This is a genomic window from Candidatus Aalborgicola defluviihabitans, assembly GCF_016705985.1.
In the GTDB taxonomy this organism is placed as follows: domain Bacteria; phylum Pseudomonadota; class Gammaproteobacteria; order Burkholderiales; family Burkholderiaceae_C; genus Allorhodoferax; species Allorhodoferax defluviihabitans.
In genome coordinates this window covers 1-21,386 of the sequence record NZ_JADJKN010000017.1, presented here as the reverse complement: position 1 = coordinate 21,386, position 21,386 = coordinate 1, and the positions used below count along the sequence as shown (strand labels likewise).

The 21,386-nt window shown below is 60.6% G+C and carries 32 protein-coding genes; all 32 read left to right on the top strand.

Features of this window, described 5'->3' with window-relative positions; all coding sequences use genetic code 11:
- Window positions 1–216: 216 nt before the first annotated feature.
- The 32 genes from IPI80_RS15290 (at window position 217) to IPI80_RS15135 (ending at window position 21,363) form a co-directional block, all read left to right on the top strand.
- Window positions 217–1,116 (top strand): ExeA family protein, encoded by a 900-nt coding sequence (locus IPI80_RS15290; protein ID WP_413861585.1) that lies wholly within the window; start codon window positions 217–219, stop codon window positions 1,114–1,116.
- A gap of 3 nt (window positions 1,117–1,119) precedes the next feature.
- Complete coding sequence (locus tag IPI80_RS15285) at window positions 1,120–1,266, top strand: hypothetical protein (protein WP_413861583.1); 147 nt, start codon at window positions 1,120–1,122, stop codon at window positions 1,264–1,266.
- Complete coding sequence (locus IPI80_RS15280) at window positions 1,263–1,511, top strand: hypothetical protein (protein WP_413861581.1); 249 nt, start codon at window positions 1,263–1,265, stop codon at window positions 1,509–1,511. Before IPI80_RS15285 ends, IPI80_RS15280 begins: the two co-directional genes overlap by 4 nt.
- Entirely contained in the window at window positions 1,508–1,789 is a 282-nt protein-coding gene (locus IPI80_RS15275; protein WP_413861579.1) for a hypothetical protein, read from the top strand. Before IPI80_RS15280 ends, IPI80_RS15275 begins: the two co-directional genes overlap by 4 nt.
- Window positions 1,786–2,778 carry a hypothetical protein gene (locus tag IPI80_RS15270; RefSeq protein ID WP_413861577.1) on the top strand — a complete coding sequence of 331 codons (993 nt, stop codon included), beginning with the start codon at window positions 1,786–1,788 and terminating at the stop codon, window positions 2,776–2,778. Before IPI80_RS15275 ends, IPI80_RS15270 begins: the two co-directional genes overlap by 4 nt.
- Window positions 2,779–2,964: 186 nt before the next feature.
- On the top strand, window positions 2,965–3,450 hold the full coding sequence (locus IPI80_RS15265; protein ID WP_413861575.1) for a phage protein GemA/Gp16 family protein: 486 nt from the start codon (window positions 2,965–2,967) through the stop codon (window positions 3,448–3,450).
- Window positions 3,443–3,847: a Mor transcription activator family protein gene (locus tag IPI80_RS15260; RefSeq protein WP_413861573.1), complete on the top strand. Its 405-nt coding sequence runs from the start codon at window positions 3,443–3,445 to the stop codon at window positions 3,845–3,847. Before IPI80_RS15265 ends, IPI80_RS15260 begins: the two co-directional genes overlap by 8 nt.
- 120 nt (window positions 3,848–3,967) lie before the next feature.
- Entirely contained in the window at window positions 3,968–4,696 is a 729-nt protein-coding gene (locus IPI80_RS15255) for a hypothetical protein (protein WP_413861572.1), read from the top strand.
- Complete coding sequence (locus IPI80_RS15250; RefSeq protein ID WP_413861570.1) at window positions 4,696–4,965, top strand: hypothetical protein; 270 nt, start codon at window positions 4,696–4,698, stop codon at window positions 4,963–4,965. The genes IPI80_RS15255 and IPI80_RS15250 overlap by 1 nt, the downstream gene beginning before the upstream one ends.
- A gap of 49 nt (window positions 4,966–5,014) precedes the next feature.
- Window positions 5,015–5,377, top strand: a complete 363-nt coding sequence (locus tag IPI80_RS15245; RefSeq protein WP_413861568.1) for a hypothetical protein — start codon at window positions 5,015–5,017, stop codon at window positions 5,375–5,377.
- Window positions 5,374–5,979 (top strand): hypothetical protein, encoded by a 606-nt coding sequence (locus IPI80_RS15240; RefSeq protein WP_413861566.1) that lies wholly within the window; start codon window positions 5,374–5,376, stop codon window positions 5,977–5,979. Before IPI80_RS15245 ends, IPI80_RS15240 begins: the two co-directional genes overlap by 4 nt.
- A gap of 11 nt (window positions 5,980–5,990) precedes the next feature.
- A complete protein-coding gene (locus tag IPI80_RS15235) occupies window positions 5,991–6,257 on the top strand; it encodes a hypothetical protein (RefSeq protein ID WP_413861564.1) in 267 nt (88 codons plus the stop codon).
- A gap of 42 nt (window positions 6,258–6,299) precedes the next feature.
- A complete protein-coding gene (locus IPI80_RS15230; RefSeq protein WP_413861562.1) occupies window positions 6,300–6,680 on the top strand; it encodes a DUF2190 domain-containing protein in 381 nt (126 codons plus the stop codon).
- A gap of 2 nt (window positions 6,681–6,682) precedes the next feature.
- The gene (locus IPI80_RS15225) at window positions 6,683–7,102 is read left to right on the top strand and encodes a gp436 family protein (protein WP_413861560.1); all 420 of its coding nucleotides are present in this window, start codon (window positions 6,683–6,685) and stop codon (window positions 7,100–7,102) included.
- A complete protein-coding gene (locus IPI80_RS15220) occupies window positions 7,099–7,545 on the top strand; it encodes a hypothetical protein (protein ID WP_413861558.1) in 447 nt (148 codons plus the stop codon). Before IPI80_RS15225 ends, IPI80_RS15220 begins: the two co-directional genes overlap by 4 nt.
- Window positions 7,546–7,567: 22 nt before the next feature.
- A complete protein-coding gene (locus IPI80_RS15215; RefSeq protein ID WP_413861556.1) occupies window positions 7,568–8,044 on the top strand; it encodes a hypothetical protein in 477 nt (158 codons plus the stop codon).
- A 114-nt stretch (window positions 8,045–8,158) separates the two neighbouring features.
- Window positions 8,159–8,314: a hypothetical protein gene (locus IPI80_RS15210; RefSeq protein ID WP_413861554.1), complete on the top strand. Its 156-nt coding sequence runs from the start codon at window positions 8,159–8,161 to the stop codon at window positions 8,312–8,314.
- Between the two features lie 506 nt (window positions 8,315–8,820).
- Window positions 8,821–11,079: a tape measure protein gene (locus IPI80_RS15205; RefSeq protein WP_413861552.1), complete on the top strand. Its 2,259-nt coding sequence runs from the start codon at window positions 8,821–8,823 to the stop codon at window positions 11,077–11,079.
- Between the two features lie 9 nt (window positions 11,080–11,088).
- Window positions 11,089–11,634 carry a hypothetical protein gene (locus IPI80_RS15200; protein ID WP_413861550.1) on the top strand — a complete coding sequence of 182 codons (546 nt, stop codon included), beginning with the start codon at window positions 11,089–11,091 and terminating at the stop codon, window positions 11,632–11,634.
- Window positions 11,635–11,638: 4 nt separating this feature from the next.
- Window positions 11,639–11,992 carry a hypothetical protein gene (locus tag IPI80_RS15195; RefSeq protein WP_413861548.1) on the top strand — a complete coding sequence of 118 codons (354 nt, stop codon included), beginning with the start codon at window positions 11,639–11,641 and terminating at the stop codon, window positions 11,990–11,992.
- Window positions 11,993–12,006: 14 nt separating this feature from the next.
- Window positions 12,007–13,248: a hypothetical protein gene (locus tag IPI80_RS15190; RefSeq protein WP_413861546.1), complete on the top strand. Its 1,242-nt coding sequence runs from the start codon at window positions 12,007–12,009 to the stop codon at window positions 13,246–13,248.
- Window positions 13,249–13,353: 105 nt separating this feature from the next.
- Window positions 13,354–13,743 carry a hypothetical protein gene (locus IPI80_RS15185; protein WP_413861544.1) on the top strand — a complete coding sequence of 130 codons (390 nt, stop codon included), beginning with the start codon at window positions 13,354–13,356 and terminating at the stop codon, window positions 13,741–13,743.
- A gap of 49 nt (window positions 13,744–13,792) precedes the next feature.
- Window positions 13,793–14,041 carry a hypothetical protein gene (locus tag IPI80_RS15180; protein WP_413861542.1) on the top strand — a complete coding sequence of 83 codons (249 nt, stop codon included), beginning with the start codon at window positions 13,793–13,795 and terminating at the stop codon, window positions 14,039–14,041.
- Window positions 14,042–14,117: 76 nt separating this feature from the next.
- The gene (locus IPI80_RS15175; RefSeq protein ID WP_413861540.1) at window positions 14,118–14,633 is read left to right on the top strand and encodes a hypothetical protein; all 516 of its coding nucleotides are present in this window, start codon (window positions 14,118–14,120) and stop codon (window positions 14,631–14,633) included.
- Window positions 14,634–14,898: 265 nt separating this feature from the next.
- Window positions 14,899–15,465: a hypothetical protein gene (locus tag IPI80_RS15170; protein ID WP_413861538.1), complete on the top strand. Its 567-nt coding sequence runs from the start codon at window positions 14,899–14,901 to the stop codon at window positions 15,463–15,465.
- Complete coding sequence (locus IPI80_RS15165) at window positions 15,399–15,989, top strand: hypothetical protein (RefSeq protein ID WP_413861536.1); 591 nt, start codon at window positions 15,399–15,401, stop codon at window positions 15,987–15,989. The genes IPI80_RS15170 and IPI80_RS15165 overlap by 67 nt, the downstream gene beginning before the upstream one ends.
- A 13-nt stretch (window positions 15,990–16,002) precedes the next feature.
- A complete protein-coding gene (locus IPI80_RS15160) occupies window positions 16,003–16,275 on the top strand; it encodes a hypothetical protein (protein ID WP_413861534.1) in 273 nt (90 codons plus the stop codon).
- A gap of 5 nt (window positions 16,276–16,280) precedes the next feature.
- On the top strand, window positions 16,281–17,513 hold the full coding sequence (locus tag IPI80_RS15155) for a hypothetical protein (RefSeq protein WP_413861532.1): 1,233 nt from the start codon (window positions 16,281–16,283) through the stop codon (window positions 17,511–17,513).
- A gap of 47 nt (window positions 17,514–17,560) precedes the next feature.
- Entirely contained in the window at window positions 17,561–17,881 is a 321-nt protein-coding gene (locus IPI80_RS15150) for a hypothetical protein (protein WP_413861530.1), read from the top strand.
- Window positions 17,882–18,246: 365 nt separating this feature from the next.
- The gene (locus IPI80_RS15145) at window positions 18,247–18,534 is read left to right on the top strand and encodes a hypothetical protein (protein ID WP_413861528.1); all 288 of its coding nucleotides are present in this window, start codon (window positions 18,247–18,249) and stop codon (window positions 18,532–18,534) included.
- On the top strand, window positions 18,531–20,417 hold the full coding sequence (locus IPI80_RS15140; protein WP_413861526.1) for a right-handed parallel beta-helix repeat-containing protein: 1,887 nt from the start codon (window positions 18,531–18,533) through the stop codon (window positions 20,415–20,417). Before IPI80_RS15145 ends, IPI80_RS15140 begins: the two co-directional genes overlap by 4 nt.
- Window positions 20,418–20,748: 331 nt before the next feature.
- Window positions 20,749–21,363: a tyrosine-type recombinase/integrase gene (locus tag IPI80_RS15135; RefSeq protein ID WP_413861524.1), complete on the top strand. Its 615-nt coding sequence runs from the start codon at window positions 20,749–20,751 to the stop codon at window positions 21,361–21,363.
- The last annotated feature ends 23 nt before the right edge of the window (window positions 21,364–21,386 follow it).

Below are 21,386 nucleotides of genomic sequence, written 5' to 3'. Positions count from 1 at the left end.
GTCTGTGCACACGGCAGATGGCCAGCGTATGGAACCAACCAGGCAGCGGCGCTAGAAATCATCCAGTCCTATCTAGTAGAAGAAAAAGGACTCGATAGCAGTCAGGTCGAAAAAATAATGCTCGCCCTTGACCATAAGAAGTTGGCCCCAGAGGTCTTGAACACCCCTGAGGCCGTTCCCCCCGTCCCCGTAAACGAAACAGAAAAGGAAGATTCGATGTTACTTGTATCCGAAGGTTTGAAACCAGAGACTCGCAAACACTTCAAATTGGCGCGCAATCCGTTTGTCGATGACGTGCAGACCCCTGCAGACGTTTTCCAGACACCCAGCGTGCGTTACGTGCGTGCCGCCCTGACCGATTGTGCGCAACACCACGGCTTCATTGCGGTAGTGGGCGAATCAGGCGCTGGCAAAAGCACGCTGGCCGAAGACCTGCAGGAGCGCATCCGCGCCGAGGGCAAAGACATTGTGATCATCCGACCCTATGTGCTGGGCATGGAGGGCACAGACGACCGGGGCAAGACACTCAAGTCCATGCAGATCGCCGAGGCCATCGCCGTCGCGCTGGACCCGAGTGTCATATTGAAGCAGTCCAGTGAGGCGCGCTTCCGCCAGGTGCATGACCTGCTCAAGGCCAGCCGGGCCGTGGGGCGTCATCACTTGCTCGTGATTGAAGAGGCGCACTGCCTGCCGCTTGCTACCCTCAAGCACCTGAAGCGCTTCCTGGAGCTGAAGGACGGCATGCAACGTCTGATCGGCATTGCACTGATCGGCCAGCCCGAACTGCGCCAGCGCCTGAGCAGCCAGAACGCCGAGGTGCGCGAAGTGGCCCAGCGCTGCGAGACTGTCACGCTGGATCCGCTGGACGCCGAGCTCGAAGGCTATCTGCAGCACAAGTTTGCCCGGTTTGATTTGAAGCTGGCCGACGTTTTTGAGCCAGATGCCTTTGACGCCATTCGCGCCCGCCTGATCCGCATGCCGCGCGGCGGCAAGCCAACCGACGCCACCAGTGCCTGCTACCCCCTGGTCGTCAATAACCTGGTGGCCCGCGCCATGAACGCTGCCGCCCGCGCCGCCTGGCCCAAGGTGACTGCTGACGTGATCGGGGGGTGCTGAGCCATGCGCACCTACCTGATCCAAATCACGATGGCCGATGGCTCACAAGGCCGCTGCTATGGCCTGTGCAGCGACGGCTGCGCAGCTGTCATCCAGGCGCTGGAAAGCTTTCCAGACGCAAAACGTATTTCTGCCAGGAGGTTGCCATGATGCAAAAACAAACATGCCACCAGGAGGGTGTTTGCCATGGCCATGCCGAATGCCACCTGCCATGCGACGGCCCACCCGGCCCCAACCGCTTCCCATTCGCCCCAGGTGTCATCGAAGGCCCCGCGCCTTCCACCTATGACGACTGGGCTGCAGACTTGGCGGCCGCAGTCATTGCCCTGGGTGCCGTAGTGGCAGTGCTGGGTTTTTTCAGCGGTTACCTCAACTTGCCGGGGTGGCTGCTGTGAGCGGCTACATCCGCCCCTCAATCCTCTGGCACCTGTCCAACACAGGTGGTGCCTGCGTGGCCACGCTAGTGCGCTTGATCGGTCGCCCCAGTGTCTACATCCGCCGGGTGCTTCGCCCCATGCTTGCCGCTGGCCAGGTAGCGCGCAGCACCCGGTCCCCCGGCCTGCTGGAGCTCACGGTCAAGGGTATTGACGCTGCCCGCGCCGTCGATGTCAGCCAGGTAGAGCACGCGCCAAGCGCACAACCCCACATCAACCAGGAGGAACCCAAACCATGAGCTCGTACAAAACCATCACCCCGCCAAAGGGATCGCTGCGCAGCCCCATCACGCTGACCATCGTGGCGCACCTGCAGGCCAATGGACCCACCCGGTTGGTCGACATTGACCTGGCCTTGTCCAAGGTGGACGGCTGGTCCAGCCATACGGACCCGGCCAAGCTGCTGCGTGTGTTGAACAAGCTGCGCGAGTCCAAGCACGTGCACCGCGTGCTGCGCGATGACGAAATGCTGTGGGCACCGGGGCCGCACCCGCAAGATGTTGACCAGGATGCCGAGCGGATCGCCTCCACGCAAGCGTACTGCCCCCCGGTGCTGCCCCCGCAATATGACCGCATGCACGGCCCTTTGTATGTGCCCGATGCAGGCCCAGCGCTGCGCTCGGCGCCATGGACTTCAGCGCCTACCCACCGTTGGCCTGCGCTGCTGATTTACCCCACCCACAGAAAGCCCATCATCATGACCAACGATTTTGACCCGATTGAGCAGTCCGCCAAAACGCTGCGCGCCGCGCGCGACCTGCTGGCTGATCGCGCCACCACGCTGCAAACTGAAATCGAAACCACCACCCGGCGCAAGCTGCCAGGCCTGCGCAGTGCCGTTGCTGCCGTGGCCGAGGCGGATGCCGCCCTCAAAAGCGCCATTGAGCGCGTGCCCACGCTGTTCACCAAGCCCCGCAGCGTGGTGCTGCACGGCCTGAAGCTGGGCTACCAAAAGGGCAAGGGCAAGATCGACTGGGAAGACGACGCCCAGGTGGTCAAGCTGATCCGCCGCCACTTCCCCGAGCAGTTTGACGTGCTCTGCAAGACGACAGAGAAGCCCGTCAAGGCCGCACTGGCGGCGCTGAGCGTGGCCGAGCTTAAAAAGCTGGGCGTGAGCGTGGAAGAGACGGGCGACGTGGTGTTTGTGACCGACAGCACCGCTGGCGTTGACAAGCTGGTCAAGGCCCTGCTGAAGGGTGTTGAGGAAGAAACACAGGAGGCGGCATGACCCGCCCATGCAAACTGCAAATCAACAGCAAGGGCGCCTGGCGCGATGTGCTGAACTTTGACCTGGACGTGGTGGACGAGTCACCATTGCCGACCCTGATGGCCGCACAACTCTGCGCATTGCCACCGCTGACTCCTTCCAGCATGCGTTGGTGCGGTGGGATGCGAAGAAAGGCTGGGTGGATGCATGACCAAGCCCGCCACGCGCCAAAGCCACCTGGCCGCCATCCACATGGCGCAAAAGAACTTGCACTTGAGCAAGGAAGATGCGTCCGCCCTCAAGTTCTCGGTCACCGGCAAATACAGCGCGGCTGACATGACGGCCCTGCAGCGCCGCCAGTACCTGGCCCACCTGAGCAACCTGCAGGCCCGTGATGCTGTGGCCCAGGGCGCCAAGCCCGCCTACGTGCCCAAGCGTCCACCAGAACAACGCAGCGTGGATGACGACCAGGACGCGCGCTGGAACAAAGCGCGGGCGCTGTGGGCCGCGCTGGCCACGGCCGGTCATGTGCACACTGATACCGATGCGGCGCTGATGGCCTACGTGGCGCGACAAACGAAGATCGACCATTGGCGCTTCTTGAACAGCTACCAGATCACCAGCGTGATTGAGGCACTGAAGCGCTGGATCCGCCGCGTGGAACCGCAGAAGAATGGAGCTCAAAATGCTTGAGGCCGAGCAATTGGCGCCGTTTGATGCACTGGTGGATCAGGCCTACCCGGACAATCTGCGCATGGTGGCTGAATGGCTGTACGTCCAGTTGGTGGAAGACGAAGAGATCGCAGAGACACCGATATCGGCTGAGCGGCTCACAAAGCTGGCCCTGCTTGCCTTGCGCCAGACTGAGCGGCTCAGCGCAGAGATCGGCGGAGGGAATTTCTACTTGGCCAAGGGTGTGAGCTGCAGGGCCAGCTTGCGCGACCGGGAAATGTTTGAGCGCTTTAACGGCCGCAACTACGACACGTTGGCCCGCGCCTACAACCTGACCCCCATGCGGGTGCGCCAGATCATCGGTGCCATGATGGCGGACGAGATCGCCCGCCGCCAAGGCAAGCTGGAACTGGGCTAGATCAACGCAACCCAACTGCCCCTGCATCGGTGGTGCCTCGCGCGTGTGAGGTTGATGCAGACCACAAAAGCTAAAACGCTTTAGTTATCCCGCTGGGATACGCCTGCCGACACTTGCGGCATGGCATCCAAAAACCCCGCAAACGCTACCGCAAGTCTGCCCCCGCAGATTGAAATCTTCCGCGCCGGTACGCATACCGACGACGCTGGCGTGGTGCACAACTTCAGCGCGGCAGACGTGGCGGGCATGGTATCCAGCTACGACCCCGCTGCGCGAAGCACCGCTGACAGTGGGTCACCCCGCACACAACCTGCCTGCCTACGGCTGGGTCAAAGGCCTGGCGCTCAACGGTGCTGGCAACCTGGCCATGGATACGCACCAGTGCAACTGCAGTTCGCCGAAATGGTGGACGCCAAGATGTTCAAGAAGCGCAGCGCCAGCTTCTACCCCCCACAGCACAGCAACAACCCCAAGCCCGGCAACTGGTATTTGCGCCACGTCGCCTTTCTGGGTGCGCAGCCACCGGCCATTGCTGGCCTGGCCGACTTTGCCGAGGGTGATGCCACCGGCACCGTGAGTTTTTCCGAGTCCGATCCCGTTTTTAACCAGGAGCAAATCCGTATGACCAAAGAGCTGCAAGACCAATTGGCCGCTTCGCAAGCGCAAGCCGCTATCTCTGACGCTGCCCGCACCAAGGCCGAAGGCGAAGCCGCAGAAGCCAAAACCAAACTGGCCCAGTTTGCCGAAGCCGCCCAGCGTGATCGCGTGGCCGGGTTCACCAGTTTCTGCGAAGCGCAGATCAAAGCCGGTTGCCTGCTGCCAAAGGAAAAGATGCAGCCGTCGCCGTGATGACTACGCTGTCCGACTCCAAAGAAGTGAGCTTTGCTGAAGCGGGCGCCACCAAGACCGTGACCGCAGTGGACTTTCTCAAGGATCTGATCGCCCGCGCCAAGCCGGTCGTGAACTTTGGCGAGCATGCCGCTGGCAGCGGCCCTGGCGCCGGTAGCGCCGCTGGCCTGAGCGAGGCCGAGATTGATTCCCGTGCCCGTGCTTATGCCCGCGAGCACAAGGTGCAGTACGCCGAGGCATTGACGGCCGTGGTGGGCTTTACCAGCTGACCCGCGCCCCCATTCAACCGCACATCTTTCTTAAAGGACCCATCCCATCATGATGACCACCGCACAAACCCGCCTCAACCAGAGCCCGATCCTGTCCAACCTGCTGTTGGGTTTGGGCCAGGGCAACATGAGCGCCGAACGGCTGTTCCAGCGCCTGCCACAGGCACTGAGCGCAATCACCCTGGCACAGTTGAGCGATGAACGCTTCAAGCGCTACAACCTGCGCCGCGCACCTGGCACGGCCACCAAGCGGGTCGAGATCAAGTATGAGGGCAAGGTCTACACCATTGACCAGTATTCGGTCGAGGTGCCGATTGCGCGCGAGCTGATTCGCGAGAGCGATGAGAGCCGCCGCTTGAACGTGGGCAACTACACTGGACATCAGTCGCATCGCGATGGTGACTGCCAATGACATTCTGGGCCCTGGACTACGAGCTCGAAGTGTCTGCCCTGGCAACCCTGAGCGGATCCTACGCTGCGGGCCACGTAACGGCCTTGGCGGGTGGTACCAAGTGGAGCGCTGCAACCGGCACGCCCGTGACCGATGTGCGGGCCGCGTCCAACGTGATCCGCAAGAAGATTGGCAAGCGGCCCAACAAGCTGGTGGTGGGTGCCGATGCGATGGCGGCCATTGAAGGCAATGCCGAGGTCCGCAGCTACCTGCCCAACACCCAGTTGGGTGCAGCCACTATCGAGCAGCTCAAGACCATTTTCAAGGTGGATGAGATTGTGGTGGGCGATGCGATTTACCACGACGCGGCAGGCGTTGGCCAAGACGTGTGGGGCAACAATGCCATTCTGGCCTATGCCCCCGCCATTGGTGGCGCGGGTGGTGGCGATATCAGCCTGGCTGAGCCTGCATTTGGCTTTACCAATGTGCTGCCTGACCACCCGTACGCAGAGACACCGTACTTTGACAACGCCACCAAGAGCTGGATCTACGGTGCAACGTTTGAGCGCCGCCCCAACGTGGCCTACAACACGGCTGCATTCCTGTTCCAGAACCCAGCATAAGGACGCACACCATGAGCAAACTGATTGCCCTGGTGGCCGTGCTGATCGTCGTGGACGGCGTGCGTACCACCATCAACCCGGGCGAAGAGGTCATTGGCCTCAACGCGCTGGACGAAGCCGAGCTCACGCGCATTGGCGCTGTGCAGGACACCGACAAGCTGGCCGCCGATGACAAAGCAGCGGTCAGTGCCGAGAAGAAGGCCGCCCAGGACTATGCCCGGGAGCGCAAGCTGGAGACGGCCAAGACGGCGGCCGCTGGCATGTCGCTGCAAACCTGATCCGGTCGTCTCCTTTCAACACCCTTTTAAGGACACACTTTTATGTCTTCGCAAAACAATTCCGGCCTGCAGCACCAAAAGGATGATGCTGTCACCGTGGTGGCCACCGCAGTCATTGCTGTCAACCGCATCGTTGCCTATGACGGCGCCTATGCCACTGCGGCCGGTGGCGTGCATGACGCCCAGGGCGTGAGCGAGATGGACGGTGCCATTGGCGATGCCATCAGCGTGGTGACTGAATACTCGTACCTGGTGGAGTGCAGCGAAGCCATTGCCTTTGGCGCCTACGTCAAGCCTGCAACTGACGGCACGGGCCGTGGAGCTGTGGGCACGCTGGCAGACCACTGTGGCCGCGCACTGGGCGCTACCGCATCTGCCGGCCAGCTGTTTGAGATGCAGATCGTCAAACACATCCACGCCTGAGCATGACCTACGCCACGTTGCCCGATATGGTTGACCGCTTCGGCGAAACGGAGCTGGTGCAACGCACCGACCGCGTCGACAGCGGCACTATTGACGCCGTGGTGTTGGACCGTGCCCTGGCCGATGCGGATGCCGAGATCGACAGCTACCTGGCCACCCGGTACATGTTGCCGCTGGCCAGTACGCCACCGGTGATCAACCGGCTGGCCTGCGAGATTGCGCGCTACCGCCTGTTTGATGACGGTGTACCAGAGACCATTCGTGTGCGCTACCAGGACGCTGTGAGCTTGCTCAAGCGCCTATCCAGTGGTGATGTGGTGCTGGCAGGCGCAGAGGGCTTGGCGGTGGCCGGGGTGGAAACGGCGTACCACGCATTCAGCCCGCGCCAGATCACCGACGACAGCATGCGGGGCTTTGCATGATCGACAACCTGATGATGCTGGAGCAGCCCCTGATGGATCGCCTGGCTGACCAGTTGGCAGACTTGAGCCCGAAAGTGCATGTGCTGGCAGCTGCAGACCTGGCCGGCGTGACCGAGGCCACACAGGTGACCCCGGCCGTGCACCTGGTGTACCAGGGCTATCGCATTATGGAGAGCCGCAGCGACGGCGGCGCCGCACGCCTGGAGCAAACCTGGTTGGCTACGGTGGCCACCAAGAACGTGAAGAACACGCGCAGCGGCACAGCGGCCCGTACTGACGCGGGACTGATTGCCGCACGGGTGGCCGCAGCCCTGATGGGCTTCAGACCAGCCGGTGGGAGCAAACCCTTGCGCCTGGCAGAAGGCCCGCGCGCTGGTTTTAGCAACGGCTATGCCTACTTGCCGCTGGCCTTTGTAGCTGAGCTGGCGCTGAGCAATACCTGATTTTTAACCCGAGGACCACAACATGACCCAACAAATCACTTACTACCCGTACCTGGGATCCGGAAAGATTTACGCCCGCGTGGCTGGCGCAGCCGCTGGCCTGATGGACCTGGGCAATGCCAGCAAGCTGGAAATTGTTGTCAAGGATAAGAAGGTCAGCCTGCAAGACTTCTCCAAGCCGGGTGGCGGCACCTATGCCAGCGTGAGTCGCATTGAAAACGCCACGCTGAATATGACGCTCAATGACCTGAACAAGGGCAACATTGCGCGCGCCATCTTTGGCACTGGGTCCGATGTGGCAGGTGCTACCGTGGTGGATGAAGTGGTTACTGCATACAAGGGGCGCCCTGGTTCCCCTAGCGCACCCACAGCCCACTGCAGTGGTGGTGACCAATTCCGGCGCCCTCATTACCTACGTGGCCAATGTGGATTACGAAGTGCGCGCGGGTGGCATCTTTATTTTGGATGCCGGCGCGATCACCGATGCGGAGTCGCTTAAGGTGGACTACGCCTATGTGGCCTACAACAATGTTGAGGCCATGACCAGTACGGCCATCGTCCTGGAACTGCACTTTGAAGGGTCTGAATGAGGCTAACGGTGGCAAGCCGGTGATTGTGGACATTTACCGCGCCCAGCTGGAGCCCGGCCAAGGCGCTGAGCCTGCTGGGGGACAAGTTTGCGGATCTGACGGTGGATGCCGAGGTACTGATCGACGCCACCAAGACCGGCGTTGACATCAGCAAGTACTTCCGCGTGATGCTGGCTTAACTGCAGCAGAGCCTGCAGCGCACGGTGTGCTGCTGCGGGTCTATCCAAAGCCCACAGCACCGCTGACCGAAGGCACGAACAACACGTAAGAGCGAAATCACCATCACGAGCCAGGGCGGTAACAAGGTCGAAATTGAGGTTAAGGCCCACGTCACTGGCGAAGAGTCAGTGGGTGCGCTGGGCCATACGCTGGATTCGACCGGCGCCGCCGCTCAAAAGCTTGGCAGCAATGCAGCTGGGGCGGCAGGTGGCATCAGTGGTGCAGATGCAGCATCCAAGGGTTTAACCGCTACGTCTGGCAAGTTGCGCGACGGGCTTGAATCCGTTTCTGTACAGCTGGCCAATGCCAAAGCAGAGCTGCTCGCGCTCGTTGGCGTAGGGGCGGGTTTGCAGGGTGTCAAAGACATATCTGCCCTGGCGGACAGCTACAAGAATCTGGAAGCCCGCATCAAGCTCACCACGGGCGAGGGAAAGGCCTTTGACACTGCTTTGCTGGTGTCTTTGAGGTGGCCAAGCGGACCAACAGTGCGGTTGAAGAAACCGGCTTGCTGTTCACCAAACTGGCGGATGCGGGCAAGAAACTGGGCGTCAGCAATGCAGAAGCGCTCAAGCTCACAGAGACTATCAACCAGTCGATCCAGTTGAGTGGAGCCAGCGCCGAGGCGTCCAAGGCCAGCATTGTGCAATTGGTGCAGGGGCTGCAAAGCGGGGTGTTACGCGGGGATGAATTCAATTCCGTCATGGAGCAATCGCCGCGCTTGGCTAGGGCACTGGCGGATGGCCTGAGCGTCGGTACCGGCGAGTTGCGCAAGATGGCGGAAGAGGGGCGGCTCACCAGCGACACCGTCATCAAGGCCCTGCAAAACCAGTCCGACACAGTAGCCTCTGAATTTGGCAAGCTGCCTGCAACGGTGGGCAGGGCCATGACCAATCTCACCACGGCCTTTACGGCCTACGTGGGTGAATCTGACAAAGCCCATGGGTACACCGCCAAGCTGGCCGGGGTGATTGATGGCCTGGCGGGCCACCTGGGCACGGTTGCCACCGTGATGATCCACGCAGGGCAGGCCCTGGGCGCCCTGAAGCTGCTGAACATGGCACAAGACTGGTTGACTGCCAGCGCTGCCATCAAAGCCACGGCCGTGTCCACTGAGTTGGCCACTGCAGCCACCGTGCAAAGCACTGCGGCAAAGGTACAAAACACGACTGCTACCGTAGCCAACACAGCGGCGCAAGTGACCAACGCTGCCGCCTGGAATGGTGTTGCCGCTGGGCTGGGTGGCGTTGGCCCTCAGCTTGGCAATACCACTGCGCAGGCCGGGGCGGCATCACGGGCGTTTGGCGTTGTCACGGGAGCCGTAGGCGGGTTGATGCGGGCATTTGCCCCGCTGCTGGCGCTGGATATTGCGCTGCACTTCAAAGAATACGGTACCGCCATTGGTGAATGGACCGCCAAGCTGATGGGTGCCAAAGATCGCACGCAAGAGCTGGTCGCCATGGAGAAGCGGGCGATGGAAGAGGCCGAAGCCAATGCATCGGCGCGTAAGAAGCAAGCGCTGGCCACCAAGGAAGCGACCGACCGGACCTTTGGGCTGACCAAGGAAGGCAGCGCCCTGATCGTCAAGTTTGATGAGCTGCGCACCAAGGGTGATAGCGCATCAAGCGCCATTGCCAGCATTGGCAAAGACTTTGATTTGTCCAATGTGCCTGGCATTCGTACTGCGGCCAGTGTGCTGGATAAATTGGCTGCAGAAGGAAAGATCAGCGCCACGGAGTTTCAGGCCGCTTGGGCAGATGCGCTCAAGGGGCAAGACCTTGCATTGTTTGGAATGCGTTTTAAGCAGGGCATGGACGAAATCCGCAAGGAGGCAGAAAGGACTGGTACGGCGCTTGAGTCTGCCATTGCACGTGGGCTCACCGGAAAGGAGCTCAAGGTCTTCGAAGACAAGGCGCGTGAAGCGTTGGCCGCAGTGGGCAATGAAGCCAAGCGCCTTGAGCAGGTAGTCGGTGCGCAGTTGCAAGAAGCGATCAAGCGATCTGGCCTGGACATGGCGGTGATCAGCGGAGGTATGGGCAAGGCAGCTCAAAGCGCCATCAATGACACCGAAGCCATCATTGCTGGGCTGGACAGGCTCAAGGCGCAAGGTGCGGACACTGCGCTGGCGCTGGCAGCCAGCATTGGCAAGGGGATCGACACTGCAGATAGCCAGAAGGCCATTGATGCGGTGCGCGCACAAATTGAGGCTATGGGCAAAGCGGGGCAGCTTGCAAAACCCGCAGTGGATGCGCTGCTGGTTTCTGCCAATGAAAAAGCCATCGCCCTCAAGGACGCCCTAGACAAGGCAACACCCGGTATCAATAGCCTGGCTGAGGCGATGAAGAATCTGGGCATCGTCAGCGACCAAAGCCTCAAGAACATTGCCAAGACCGCCAAGGATTCGTATGAGGCCATGCGTGACAGCGGCACGGCCAGCCTGCGCGAGTTGCAGGAAGGATTCAAAGCCTATGCAGAAAAGGCGATTGCAGCCAACGGTGGGGTAGCCAGCGCAGCCCTCAAGGTTGAGGCGGCCATGGTCAATGTGTCTATCCAGACCGACAGAACTGGAAAGGCGATCGTCTCGTCCATGGCGCAGGGTGCCGCAGCGATCAAGTCGGTGGAGGATGCCTACCACCAGCTGGGCCCTCAAAACCCCAGAAGAGCTCAAGAAGATTTCAGAGGCCAATGCCGCCGCCTGGGACAAGGTGAAGGGCGACTCTGCTGCTAGCCTGAGACGTTGAAAGCCGCGTTCAACACCTACGCCCAGTCAGCCATCGCCGCGTCTGGCAGCGTAGGCGGCGAGCAACGTAACAACACCCAATTACTGCTGCAGCAAGAGGCTGCGGTCAAAGGCCTGGCGGTCAGCTTTGATGCCGAGGGCAAGATGGTGGTGCAGACCCAGGCCGAAGCCGCTGCAGCTATCGACGGCGCCACAGCCGCGTTGAAAGGCCAGAAGGCTGCAGTGGATGAAGTGACTAGTGCGCTAGAGGCTCAAAATGCAGCCCTAAAGCGTAAATATGCGGCTGAAGAAGAGGCCGCGGCTTTGGAGAACAAGCGCCTGAACCGTGATGCGCAGGGCTTTGCTACTAACCCGGACGGCACCCGCAAGACCGAGTCGTACACCACCTACACCGAGCGCGGGCTGTACGGCAAGGGCAAAGAAGCCGGACTGACAGATGAGCAGTCTCTGGCACTGGCCCAGCGGTTCATTGGCGAGGACCAAAAGCCTAATTTTGTGCTGCCAAGGGGGAAGACTTTGCATCTCGCCTGCAAAAGCTATTGATGAAATGGTATTGGCGAATGCGCGTGCGGCTGCAGGCACCGATGCCTTTGGGCGCAAGCTACCGAAGCCCACTGACAATGCTGCCAATGCCGGAAAGCAGGAGCCGACTCCGGACCCAACGCCCACACCACCACCGCCGCCAAAGCCAGCGCCGGCACCGCTACCCGCTCCAACACCGGCACCAGCGCCTGCTCCAACGGCAACAGAAAACCGTGTCGGCAAAAGCACTACCAACCTCACGATCAACGTGGCCGCAGGCGTGAGCATGTCCAGCCGGGGCGACGTAGAAAAACTGGCGCGCGCCATCATGCCCGCCATCAATGATTTGCAGCGCAAGGGCCTGCGCGCCTCCAGCTGAAGACTTTGACCACCATGCAACCCATTTCCTGCACCCGCATCATTGGCAACAAGCACAACCTGGTGCGCGCGGCCGTCATCACGGCCACGGCCCAGCGCGCCAGCAGCCAGCTGTACCAGGTGTCGCAACAGCGCGCTGGCAATGGCCGCATGTTGCTCACCGGCCCGTATACGGGCGCGGCCGACAGCGTGATTGATGTGGAAGTACTCAGCGGATCCGCTGGTGCGCTGCGGGCGTCTGACCCGGTGGTCAATGGGGTTGGCAATGGCACGCTGGTCGTGGATTCGATTGACTCTGGTGCGGCCGCGCAGACGTTGCGCTTTACGCTGCTGGATGCGGGCACATCGCCCCAGCCCGCCATGCTGGACTTCTTTGGCGTGCAACTGGCAGCGCGGGCGATTGGCGCCCTGGGAAACTCTGTTTCGCTCAGCGTAACGCGCGGGCTCACGTTTACCGACTTGCCTTTTGCAACCTTGGAGAAGATGAGCACGGGCTCCAATGTGTTTGACGGCCCCCAGTTCGACTGGGGCCAGCCCGCTGCCACGGGTGCGGACATTCCAGAAGGCGCGCTGCGCATGTCCTTTACCGGTCTGCCCACGGTGCACCGCTCCCGGAAGAACTGGGACAGCGGCCGGTTTGTGTACAAGCTGGATCCGCCATTGGCCTACGACGTGCCCGAGAACACGCGCATACGCCAGGTGAGCGGCGACTACACGCTGACGCTGACTGACGGGGTGGACACAGAGGTTTACACCGCCGTCACGATGTATGACTTTTTGACCCAGCTGCAGGCGCGCAGTGCCCTGGTGCAGGTGCTGGGCGTGGTGGCGCAAGACCGCGCGCCTGGCGGCCAGGCTGTGACCGATATTCCGCTGCGCACCGATGCACACGCGCTACCGGTGATCGCTTCTGCAACCCGTGGCACCGCCACGATGCAAGTGGGTGCCGTAGCTGTGGGCGCTGCCACGCAAAACGTGACGGTGACCTGCCTGGGTAGTGGCGGTGCGGGCGCGGGCGGTGGACAAGCCTGGTCGGTAGTGGGTGGTGTGGTGGGTCCGTTGCCTGCTGCCTTTACCGGGCGGCTGTACACCGAAGGTCCGGTGGCGTTCACCATTCCCCAGCCCAGCATCACCGCTGCGCTGGTGGCAGCCATCACGGCGCGCTTTGCACCCACTACGCGCGACAAGGCGAGGGCCTGCCCGCGATCTGTTTCAAACCGTTGCTGCTGGGAACCGCGGCGACCGACAAGGAGGTGACTTTTGAATACAAGCAACGACCGCCGGACGAGTGCAGCTGCAGCACTGCCACGGCACTTAAGGTCAACCTGCAGTGTCTGGGACTCGATCCCGACGGGGGCCGCGATGGACATAGACTACCAAACGCGCCTGATTGACCTGTACGAATGGCACGCAGGCTTTGTCGCCAGCAATGTGGCTTTGATCGGGCTTGACCAGGCAGACATTGACACGGCCGTCAGCTGCGTTGGCATCCTGGGCGAAGCCCTGGCGGAAATCTATTCCGTTCCGGCAGCGGCAACGGCTTGGGATGGCGTATTCGTCCAGCTGCAGGCTGAGCTGGAGCCGTACACCAATCTGGGGCCACAGTGGGGGCTGGAGGGCAGCGTACAGGGTAGTTCTGCCGCCGCCGACTGGACCCCGCGCGCCATGGTGGTGGGCAAAAGCTACGTTAACCCCAAGACCGGCCACAAATACACCGTGACAGCCATCACGGTGGACAGGTCGTGCGGTTAACGGTACACCGCCAGACGCCACGCTGCCCATTGCAAGTGCGGCAGTGTGGTTGACGGATGGATCATCGTTTACGGTGAACGAGGTGACCGACGTTGTGTTGACCGTGACGGACATGGGCGCATCCAAGGCGTGGGGTGACTTTGTCGTAGGCCGTGTCTATGCTGCGGATCGCTTTGTGACATCAAGCCGGCCAGACAAAGTCCGGGTCACGGGCATCAAAGTGGCCGGAGTGAGCGCGGCGCTGCCATCGGGGCCATTACGTGGGGTGCTGAATCGTTCAACGCGGTCGGCGGGCTGACGGGCATGACCGTCTCCACGTCTGAGCTGGTGGAGATCACCTCAGTACGGCTGGGGACCTGCCTGCAGGTGCTACCGTGATGGTGGGCGACGAGATCGTGAACGGCCTGTCGCACCGTGGCTACCGGGTCGACGTCATTGAGGTGGCAACGGTGTCGGTGGCGTCTGCCAGTGCACGTCTGCCTGCGGATGACCTCGCGCTGTGGGTGGATGACCTCTCCACGTTCGACGTGACCATGCCAGCAGCTGCGCGGACAAGCCTGGTACTTTCCGTGACGGATGCGGGGCTGTATGTGCCTGCGGTGGTGCCTGGGGCAACGATGGATCAGCCGTACCGGCCAGACAGCGTTACCGCAGCCTATGTGCCTGAACCTTTCTTGTCAGGGGCTCCAGGTTATGAGTGGTACGACCACCGGGACACGCAGAGGTACAACCAGGCAGTTCACGATGCTGCGGCCTACCCCGGCACAATACGCCGCAGGTATCGCAGCCCGGCGTGCGCATTTCTCCAAGTTCATGGAGTACTTCCCACAAAAATACGCAGCCCGAATGGACTGGGTGCGTGCGATTGCGGGCATACCCCCAAAAACTGATGCCAGCGGTGCAGGGAGTCCCTGCTGGCATGACTTCGGCGACCCATTTTGGTGGGAAGACGTCGAGGGGTTTTATCTCCCAGCATTCACAAATCACCCATTTGTGAGTGCACGAAGGACAGCTGACGGAAGTATCGTCAGTACGCGTGAATTCGGCTTTGGCCTGATTTCGCAATGCGGACACCGCCTGAAAGAGGGCGACCGCATCACGATCAAAATCTCGGGCACCCACAATGGGTCTGCCTGGGCGGAAGGGGATCGATTTGTGATCCCGCTCATCGCAGCGGCCAGTGCGCCGCTCACCGGTGGCACCGATGGTGATCCCACACAAACATGGACCGTGCGCAGCACAGTGCTGGGCGCGCTGGCCGATTGGGCCTGGCTTGCCAGCGCCCCAACACCGTGGGCACATGCCCCGGCCACCGTTGATTTGAGCCCGGGCGGCATCGCGTTTGAAGTGGGCGACTCGGTAGCGTTTGACATTGAAGGCGGGGCCTTGCGCTGGCGTCGGGATGCCGGTAGCTGGACCACGGCCGACCTGTATGGCGCCGCCCCATTGGATCTGGGCGATGGATTGCATCTGACGGCCGCACCTGGTGCAGCACCTTCATTCTTGGGCGGGAGATGCCTGGCAGTTTTCTGCAGTCGCTACCCACGGGGTAGCACGCATGCGCCAGCCGCGCATTGGGCAGGCCTTTGCGTGGGATGGCGGTGCAGTGACCCTAGATATCGACCTGGGTCACATCGCAGCCGCTGGAAGCCGTCATGCTGGCCATGCACGGTATCGCGTTGGATGCAACCGTGGTCATTGCCGGTGGCGTGGCTGACGTAACCGATTGGAGTTTGCTCGCTGATGTGCGGCCTGGCATTATTTTGGCCGTGCTGCCCAGTGTGGAAGGCGATCCACCCGCAGAGGCGCGCTACTTGCGGGTGACCATCACGGGGGCCGGTGCAGGCGGATCCATTGGCTGGCTGTGGGCGGGCATGGGTTGGCAGCCCACGGTGGGGCCATCGAAGATGACGATCAAACGCCAATATGGCCTGTCACGAGGCGCGGGCATCAACCCGGCCGCGCTGTACCGTGGTGCTGGCACTGGCGGGCGCTGGAGCTGGGATCTGGAAAGCGGCGCCGCGCTGCTGGCGGACAACGCTGCGGCCCTGATGGAGCTGATTGACTACAGCGCCGCCCAGGGCCTGGAGCCTATGGCGCTGGTGCCGGATCTGCGGGTGAGCGCGGGCGCCAGCATCGCACTGATCGACGCCGACGAGATTGAGCTGAATGAATTTTCAAATTGGCAAGATATGGCTAGCCGCGTGGTGAGCCTTGAGCTGCCACTGCGCGCCGTGCTGGCCTGATGGGAAATCCTGCATGTACACCTTGACCATCACCGCCGTGCCGCCCCTGCAATGGTCCGAGCCCGACATCACGGCCATTGGCACCGAGCACAGCGCCATCAATGGCGAGGTGCCCAACATGACGGTCACCATTGACAACGCACGCGGGCAGCACACTGCGGCCGTGGCGGCTTCCAACGTATTGCGCCTTCGCGCCGAGCTGCTGCTGGATGGGCACAGCGTGTTTGCCGGTGCTGTGCAGGCGGTGGCCATTGGTGCCGAGATAACGATTGAGCTGGAGGCCTGATCGCCATGGCATCCACCAACAACTTGCCCCTGCTGCTGACCGATGCGCTGCCCCTGCGCCGTGCCACGGATCTGCCCAAATACCGGGCCGATGCGGCTGATCGCTACCTGCCGTGGGTATTTGGCCGTGCCACCGTTGCGCCGGTACCGCTGGACTTGACGGGGCAGGAATGGATCATTGCCGACCATCCCATTGCCGGTGTGGACCGTGTCACCGTGGCGGGCAAGGTGACGACAGGGTGGCAGTTGCAGCAACGCCTGGATGCCACCGGCCACGCCATTGCCGTGTTGCGCCTGGCGCAGCCCACCGCAACCGACCTAGTGGCGGTCACCTTGGCTGGCCGCCGCCATCCCGTAACCGGAGCGTTGTTGTCAACGCCTGGAGATATGGTGCGTGAGCTGATGCGTCTGTGTGGCCATACTGAAGCGGCCGGGTCATGGATGGGCTTGGATGAGCACTACGGCCAAACAGAGTTGGGCCTGGTGTTTGATGCGCCGCTGCCGCTGCGCACTGCCCTGGCCAGCATCATGGAGCCATTGGGCGCCGTCTGGGCGCCCGGCTGGGCAGCGCCCCGCCAGCCTGGCACGCCGGTGGCCACCCTGGATGTGATGAACACCCACACCATCAGTGTCCGCGCTGATAACACCACCCTGGCCACCGTGGCCCGAGTGACCTATGCATACGACTGGGCAGCTGGTGCAGCACGTGGTGCCCTGCGCCTGGCTGCACCTGACACCCTGGCGCGCTGGGGTGAGTTGATCCTGGATATTGAGCTGCCCAGTGTGCGCCGTGCACGCGATGCACTGGCCTTTGCCACGGCACGCCTGGCCGACAGTGCCCGCGCTACCTGGGTAGTGCAGGCCGATATCGACGCGCGGATCGGCATGCTGCAGGCAGGCCAGACTATTGAACTGGCGCACCCGCATGTCCCCGCTGGGCTCGCTCTTGTGACCGTGGTGGTGCACGACCGCGAACGGGCGCTATTGCAAATCACCGCTACGCTGTACACCGAGGCCGCGCCGCGCATTGAAATGCAGCGCCGCAATGCTGCTATCGACCCTGCAGCCGCTGCTGAGCCCAGCGTCAACTACCGCGATGGAGTGGCCACCTTCACCGTGAGCGATGACCAGGGCAATCCGTTGGCCAATGCAGCCGTCACGCTAGACGGCATGTACACCGCAAACACGGACAGCGCAGGCAAGGTGCAGTTCAAAACGCCGCGCGGCCCCACACCTTGACCGGTACGCATGCCCGGCTTCGCGGCCTTTGAAATCGACGTGATCGTATGACCACCACCCGCATCATCCAGCGCAGCCCAGACCTGGGCATTGGCATCCGCCTGCAGCGTCTGCCGCAGGCAGTACAGCAGGCCGCCGCCCGCCCGCAGCCGCCTTGGTGGTGGGGTTGGATGGATGAGAACGGGCAGCGCGCCGCGACGCTGGATGTGGAGTGGGATCGCACCGTTGGCCCCTATCTTCCCGGTGCCGATTGGCCAGGCCATTGGGTAGCAGTCGTCGATGGTGCTATTGCAGTTCGATGGGACCTTGAATTCACTCCCCAGCTATGTTTTGGCCTAGGCAACGTTGTGTGGCAAGGAATCCCCTAAATTTGAAGCTGCCTTCCCGTTTTGCCAGGCGCGCCGTCAACTCTATTTAGCCCAGAAAAAGTGACTCTCCCAGAGACTTTGAATCTGGGCGGAACAGATGTCAATCGGTGGACGTATTGGACGGGTGCTGATCACTCTCCTTGGTTCCCAGAAATTCCGATCCCAAACCTGCTCGCAGCCGGAAACACTCTTAGCGTGATGCAGGGAACCCAATCAATGAGCGGGATCCTTGAGGCCACGGCATTTGTAAATGACATAGCGGTTGGCTCAGTGCGCATATCGCTTGTACGCCAAATTGTCCCTGGCGGTAGCTGAGCAACACGGCAGATTTTTAATTCATACCCTCACTTGAAAGGATATTTGCAATGGCAACCATCAATACCCCCAACCCATACAACCCCAGTCGTCCGTTCCAGGTGCAGGGAGTCGTGCTACTGGATCCAGTTACTGGATTGCCCGCTGCCATTGGTAGCAGCACTGTCGATTCGGCTGGAACTCCCTTCACTTCGGATGCATGCTCCCATGTCTATGGCTACAACGGAAGTGGCCAAATGATCACGGACACCGCGACAGACGGTACTCGCACCTGGGTCAAGACCTTCAGCTACACATCCGGAAATCTGACGGGTGAAACGAAATGGGTGCTGCAATGATCTTTAGTAAATTTCTACAGCTGCTGGGGATGGCCGGTGGAGTCACCGCCAAACGTGATCTCACCGGGGGGATCACAAATCTGACGGCTGCGGGCAGGGATGTGATGGCAGACCTGGGTATTGGCGGTGCTGGTGCGTGGATTGTCGTTGGTAACGCAGACCCGACCGGTGCGATTGACTCCCTAGCAGCTATTCAAAGCACCCTTGATTCCTGCGGAGTGGCCGGTGGTGGCATTGTGTATCTCCCCTGTGGATCGTTCAAAGTATCGAATGTCCTGCTGATCCCATCAAATGTAGTTTTGGTCGGCGCGGGAATGCTTGCCACGAAACTGATCAGCCCGGCGGGCCAGTTGCCGGGAAAATTAGTCAACGGTGGCTGGACTTATGCAACCGTATCCATGATTGGAGTCGCTAATGCTGGAGTGCGCGATCTGACGATTGACCATGCAACTAATTCCGCCTGGTGCAATGGCGTGCAGATTGGGTCTGCAATAGGCACGCTTTCCACAGATTGCTCGGTTGAGCGTATTCGGCTTTTGGGTTTCGACAGTCATCAATACCTGATTTGGAACTACCGGGCAACGGGAACCGTCATCAATGACAACGTGGTAGTGGGAAACATGGCGCCAAACTCTGTCCTCGACATGCAGGGCATTGAGGTCTATGGGGGCCACAACATTCGCATCATTGGCAATACGCTGTCATCTGTAGGTGGAGGCGGGGCCATCTTGGTGTGGGAAGATGAAATCCCCGGTTCGACAACTGACTTCTCAAACATCGTCATCGGACAGAACATCATTGACGGTGGCCGTAACGCAATTTCAGTCAACCCGGTTACTACAGCCAAAAACATCATCGTGGCAGGGAATGTCCTGTCGAATCAGACGCGATCAGGGGTGTCTCTGACAAGTACCGCCGCAGCCATTCTTGAAAATATCTCTATCGACGGGAATGCGATCAACAACCAAGTGCAGTACGGTATTGAGTTGAACGGGGCAGGATCAACTGCTTGGAGAGACGTTTTAATAACTGGAAATGCAGTATTGACCATTACTGACGCTGGTGGTCGCGGAGTGTCAATATCCAGTGCATCCAATGTGAATATTTCTGGGAATACCGTAAAGGGTTCATCTGGGTATTCCGCTGTACTGGACGGCGCAGCAAAAATCCTGATTTCCGGTAACGTCTTCGACACTGCCGCATTGCATGGCATGGACATAACCGGCGCATCGTCAGAGGTGACGGTTAAAGGAAACAAGATTTTTGGTTATGGAACAACCACTGGTTACGGCATCCACGTTGGGCCTGCTGACCGCGTGCAAGTCGTGTCTAATATCTTCCGTTTTGGTGGATCAGAGATTGAAGCTGTTTACTCCACCGGGACCAACACAACTATCAGCGGAAATGTCCCGGACTACATCCCAGGCTTTCAAACTCCGTTCTATAACCAGGGTTCTGGCGCTATCTCCAACAGGTTTTGGGGAACAAAAGACAACAATGGGAACATCAAAGCGGCTGGGTTTGTTGGCCGCGTTGATATTGCTGCTGGGTATGCCAATACCAATGTAAGCCCGTTCAGTCTTTCGCAGTTCTGGAATAACGCAGCGGTAGCGTTCGATGGAATCGTTCTCAGTATTTCGGATTACGGTTCTGCTGCGGGTTCCAAACTGCTCCAAATTCTTGGCGGTGCTGGTGGTGCGACATCGTATTTTGCAATCGCAAAGGACGGGAAAATTGGGATTGGAACAGCAACGCCGAAATCAGCGTTACACGTTGTGGGCCTCCCTGTCTACGCGAGCAATGCAGCTGCGATAACTGGCGGATTGACTGCTGGAGCTTTTTACCGATCTAGTGCAGACCCCGACCTGTGCATTGTGCATTAAACCAATCCCCCAGCACCTTCACCCATGTCTATCCTCTCGGTCGGCCTGTCCCTGACGGTCGGCCAAGTGTTCTCAAAGTACCGTACTCTTGGGCAATGGGCGAAGGTGTATTGCCAGGTGATCGACGGCTTGCCAGTCACTGAGAAGACCAAGGCAAACCGCAAGTGCTCACTGGCGCACATCCTTGCAGGCCTCGGCGAAAGCCGGACCATCTCTGCAATCCGCCCCCATGACATTTCCGGCTTCGTGATGCGGGTCTGCAAAGACCATCCGCCGCTAGCCAAGCGCGTGCTGATTGAGGCCAAGGCCGTGTTCAACGAGGCTATGAACTATGGGTGGGTTGATCGCAAACCCAGCATCCCAGGTAAAAGCACCGATGGTGACTGTGGCGCGTCACCGGCTGACGCTGGACCAATGGCGCCTGATCCATACCCAGGCTGTCGATCACATGCCGCCTTGGGTGTCCCGCATGATGGTTTTGGCGCTGGTATCCGGACAGCGCCGGTCAGATATCGGCAAGATGCAGTTCTCAGACGTATGGGACGGGCACCTTCATATCATCCAGGCGAAAACTGGGGCGCGGCTGGCATTACCTCTAACTTTGCGCATGGACGCCATTGGAATGACTCTGGCCGAAGCGATCAACGCCTGCACAGGCTATGCACCTGGCGATGACCACTTGCTCCGCAAGAGCACCGGGAAGCCGCCCGGCCTGCCTTCACTGTCTGCCCGATTCGAAGAGGCCCGTGACGCAGTGGTACCCGTTTGCAAGTCAGGCTCTCCAGCGTCACTACATGAGTGCCGTTCGCTGTCTGAGCGCCTGTACAGAGAGCAAGGTGTCAATACTATGGTCTTGCTCGGCCATACCACTCAGCAGATGACCGACATGTACAACGACGATAGGGGGTTGTCTGCCGGGAAGTGGAAGACGCTCATATTGAGCTGACTGATTGCGGTATCTTTCGCACA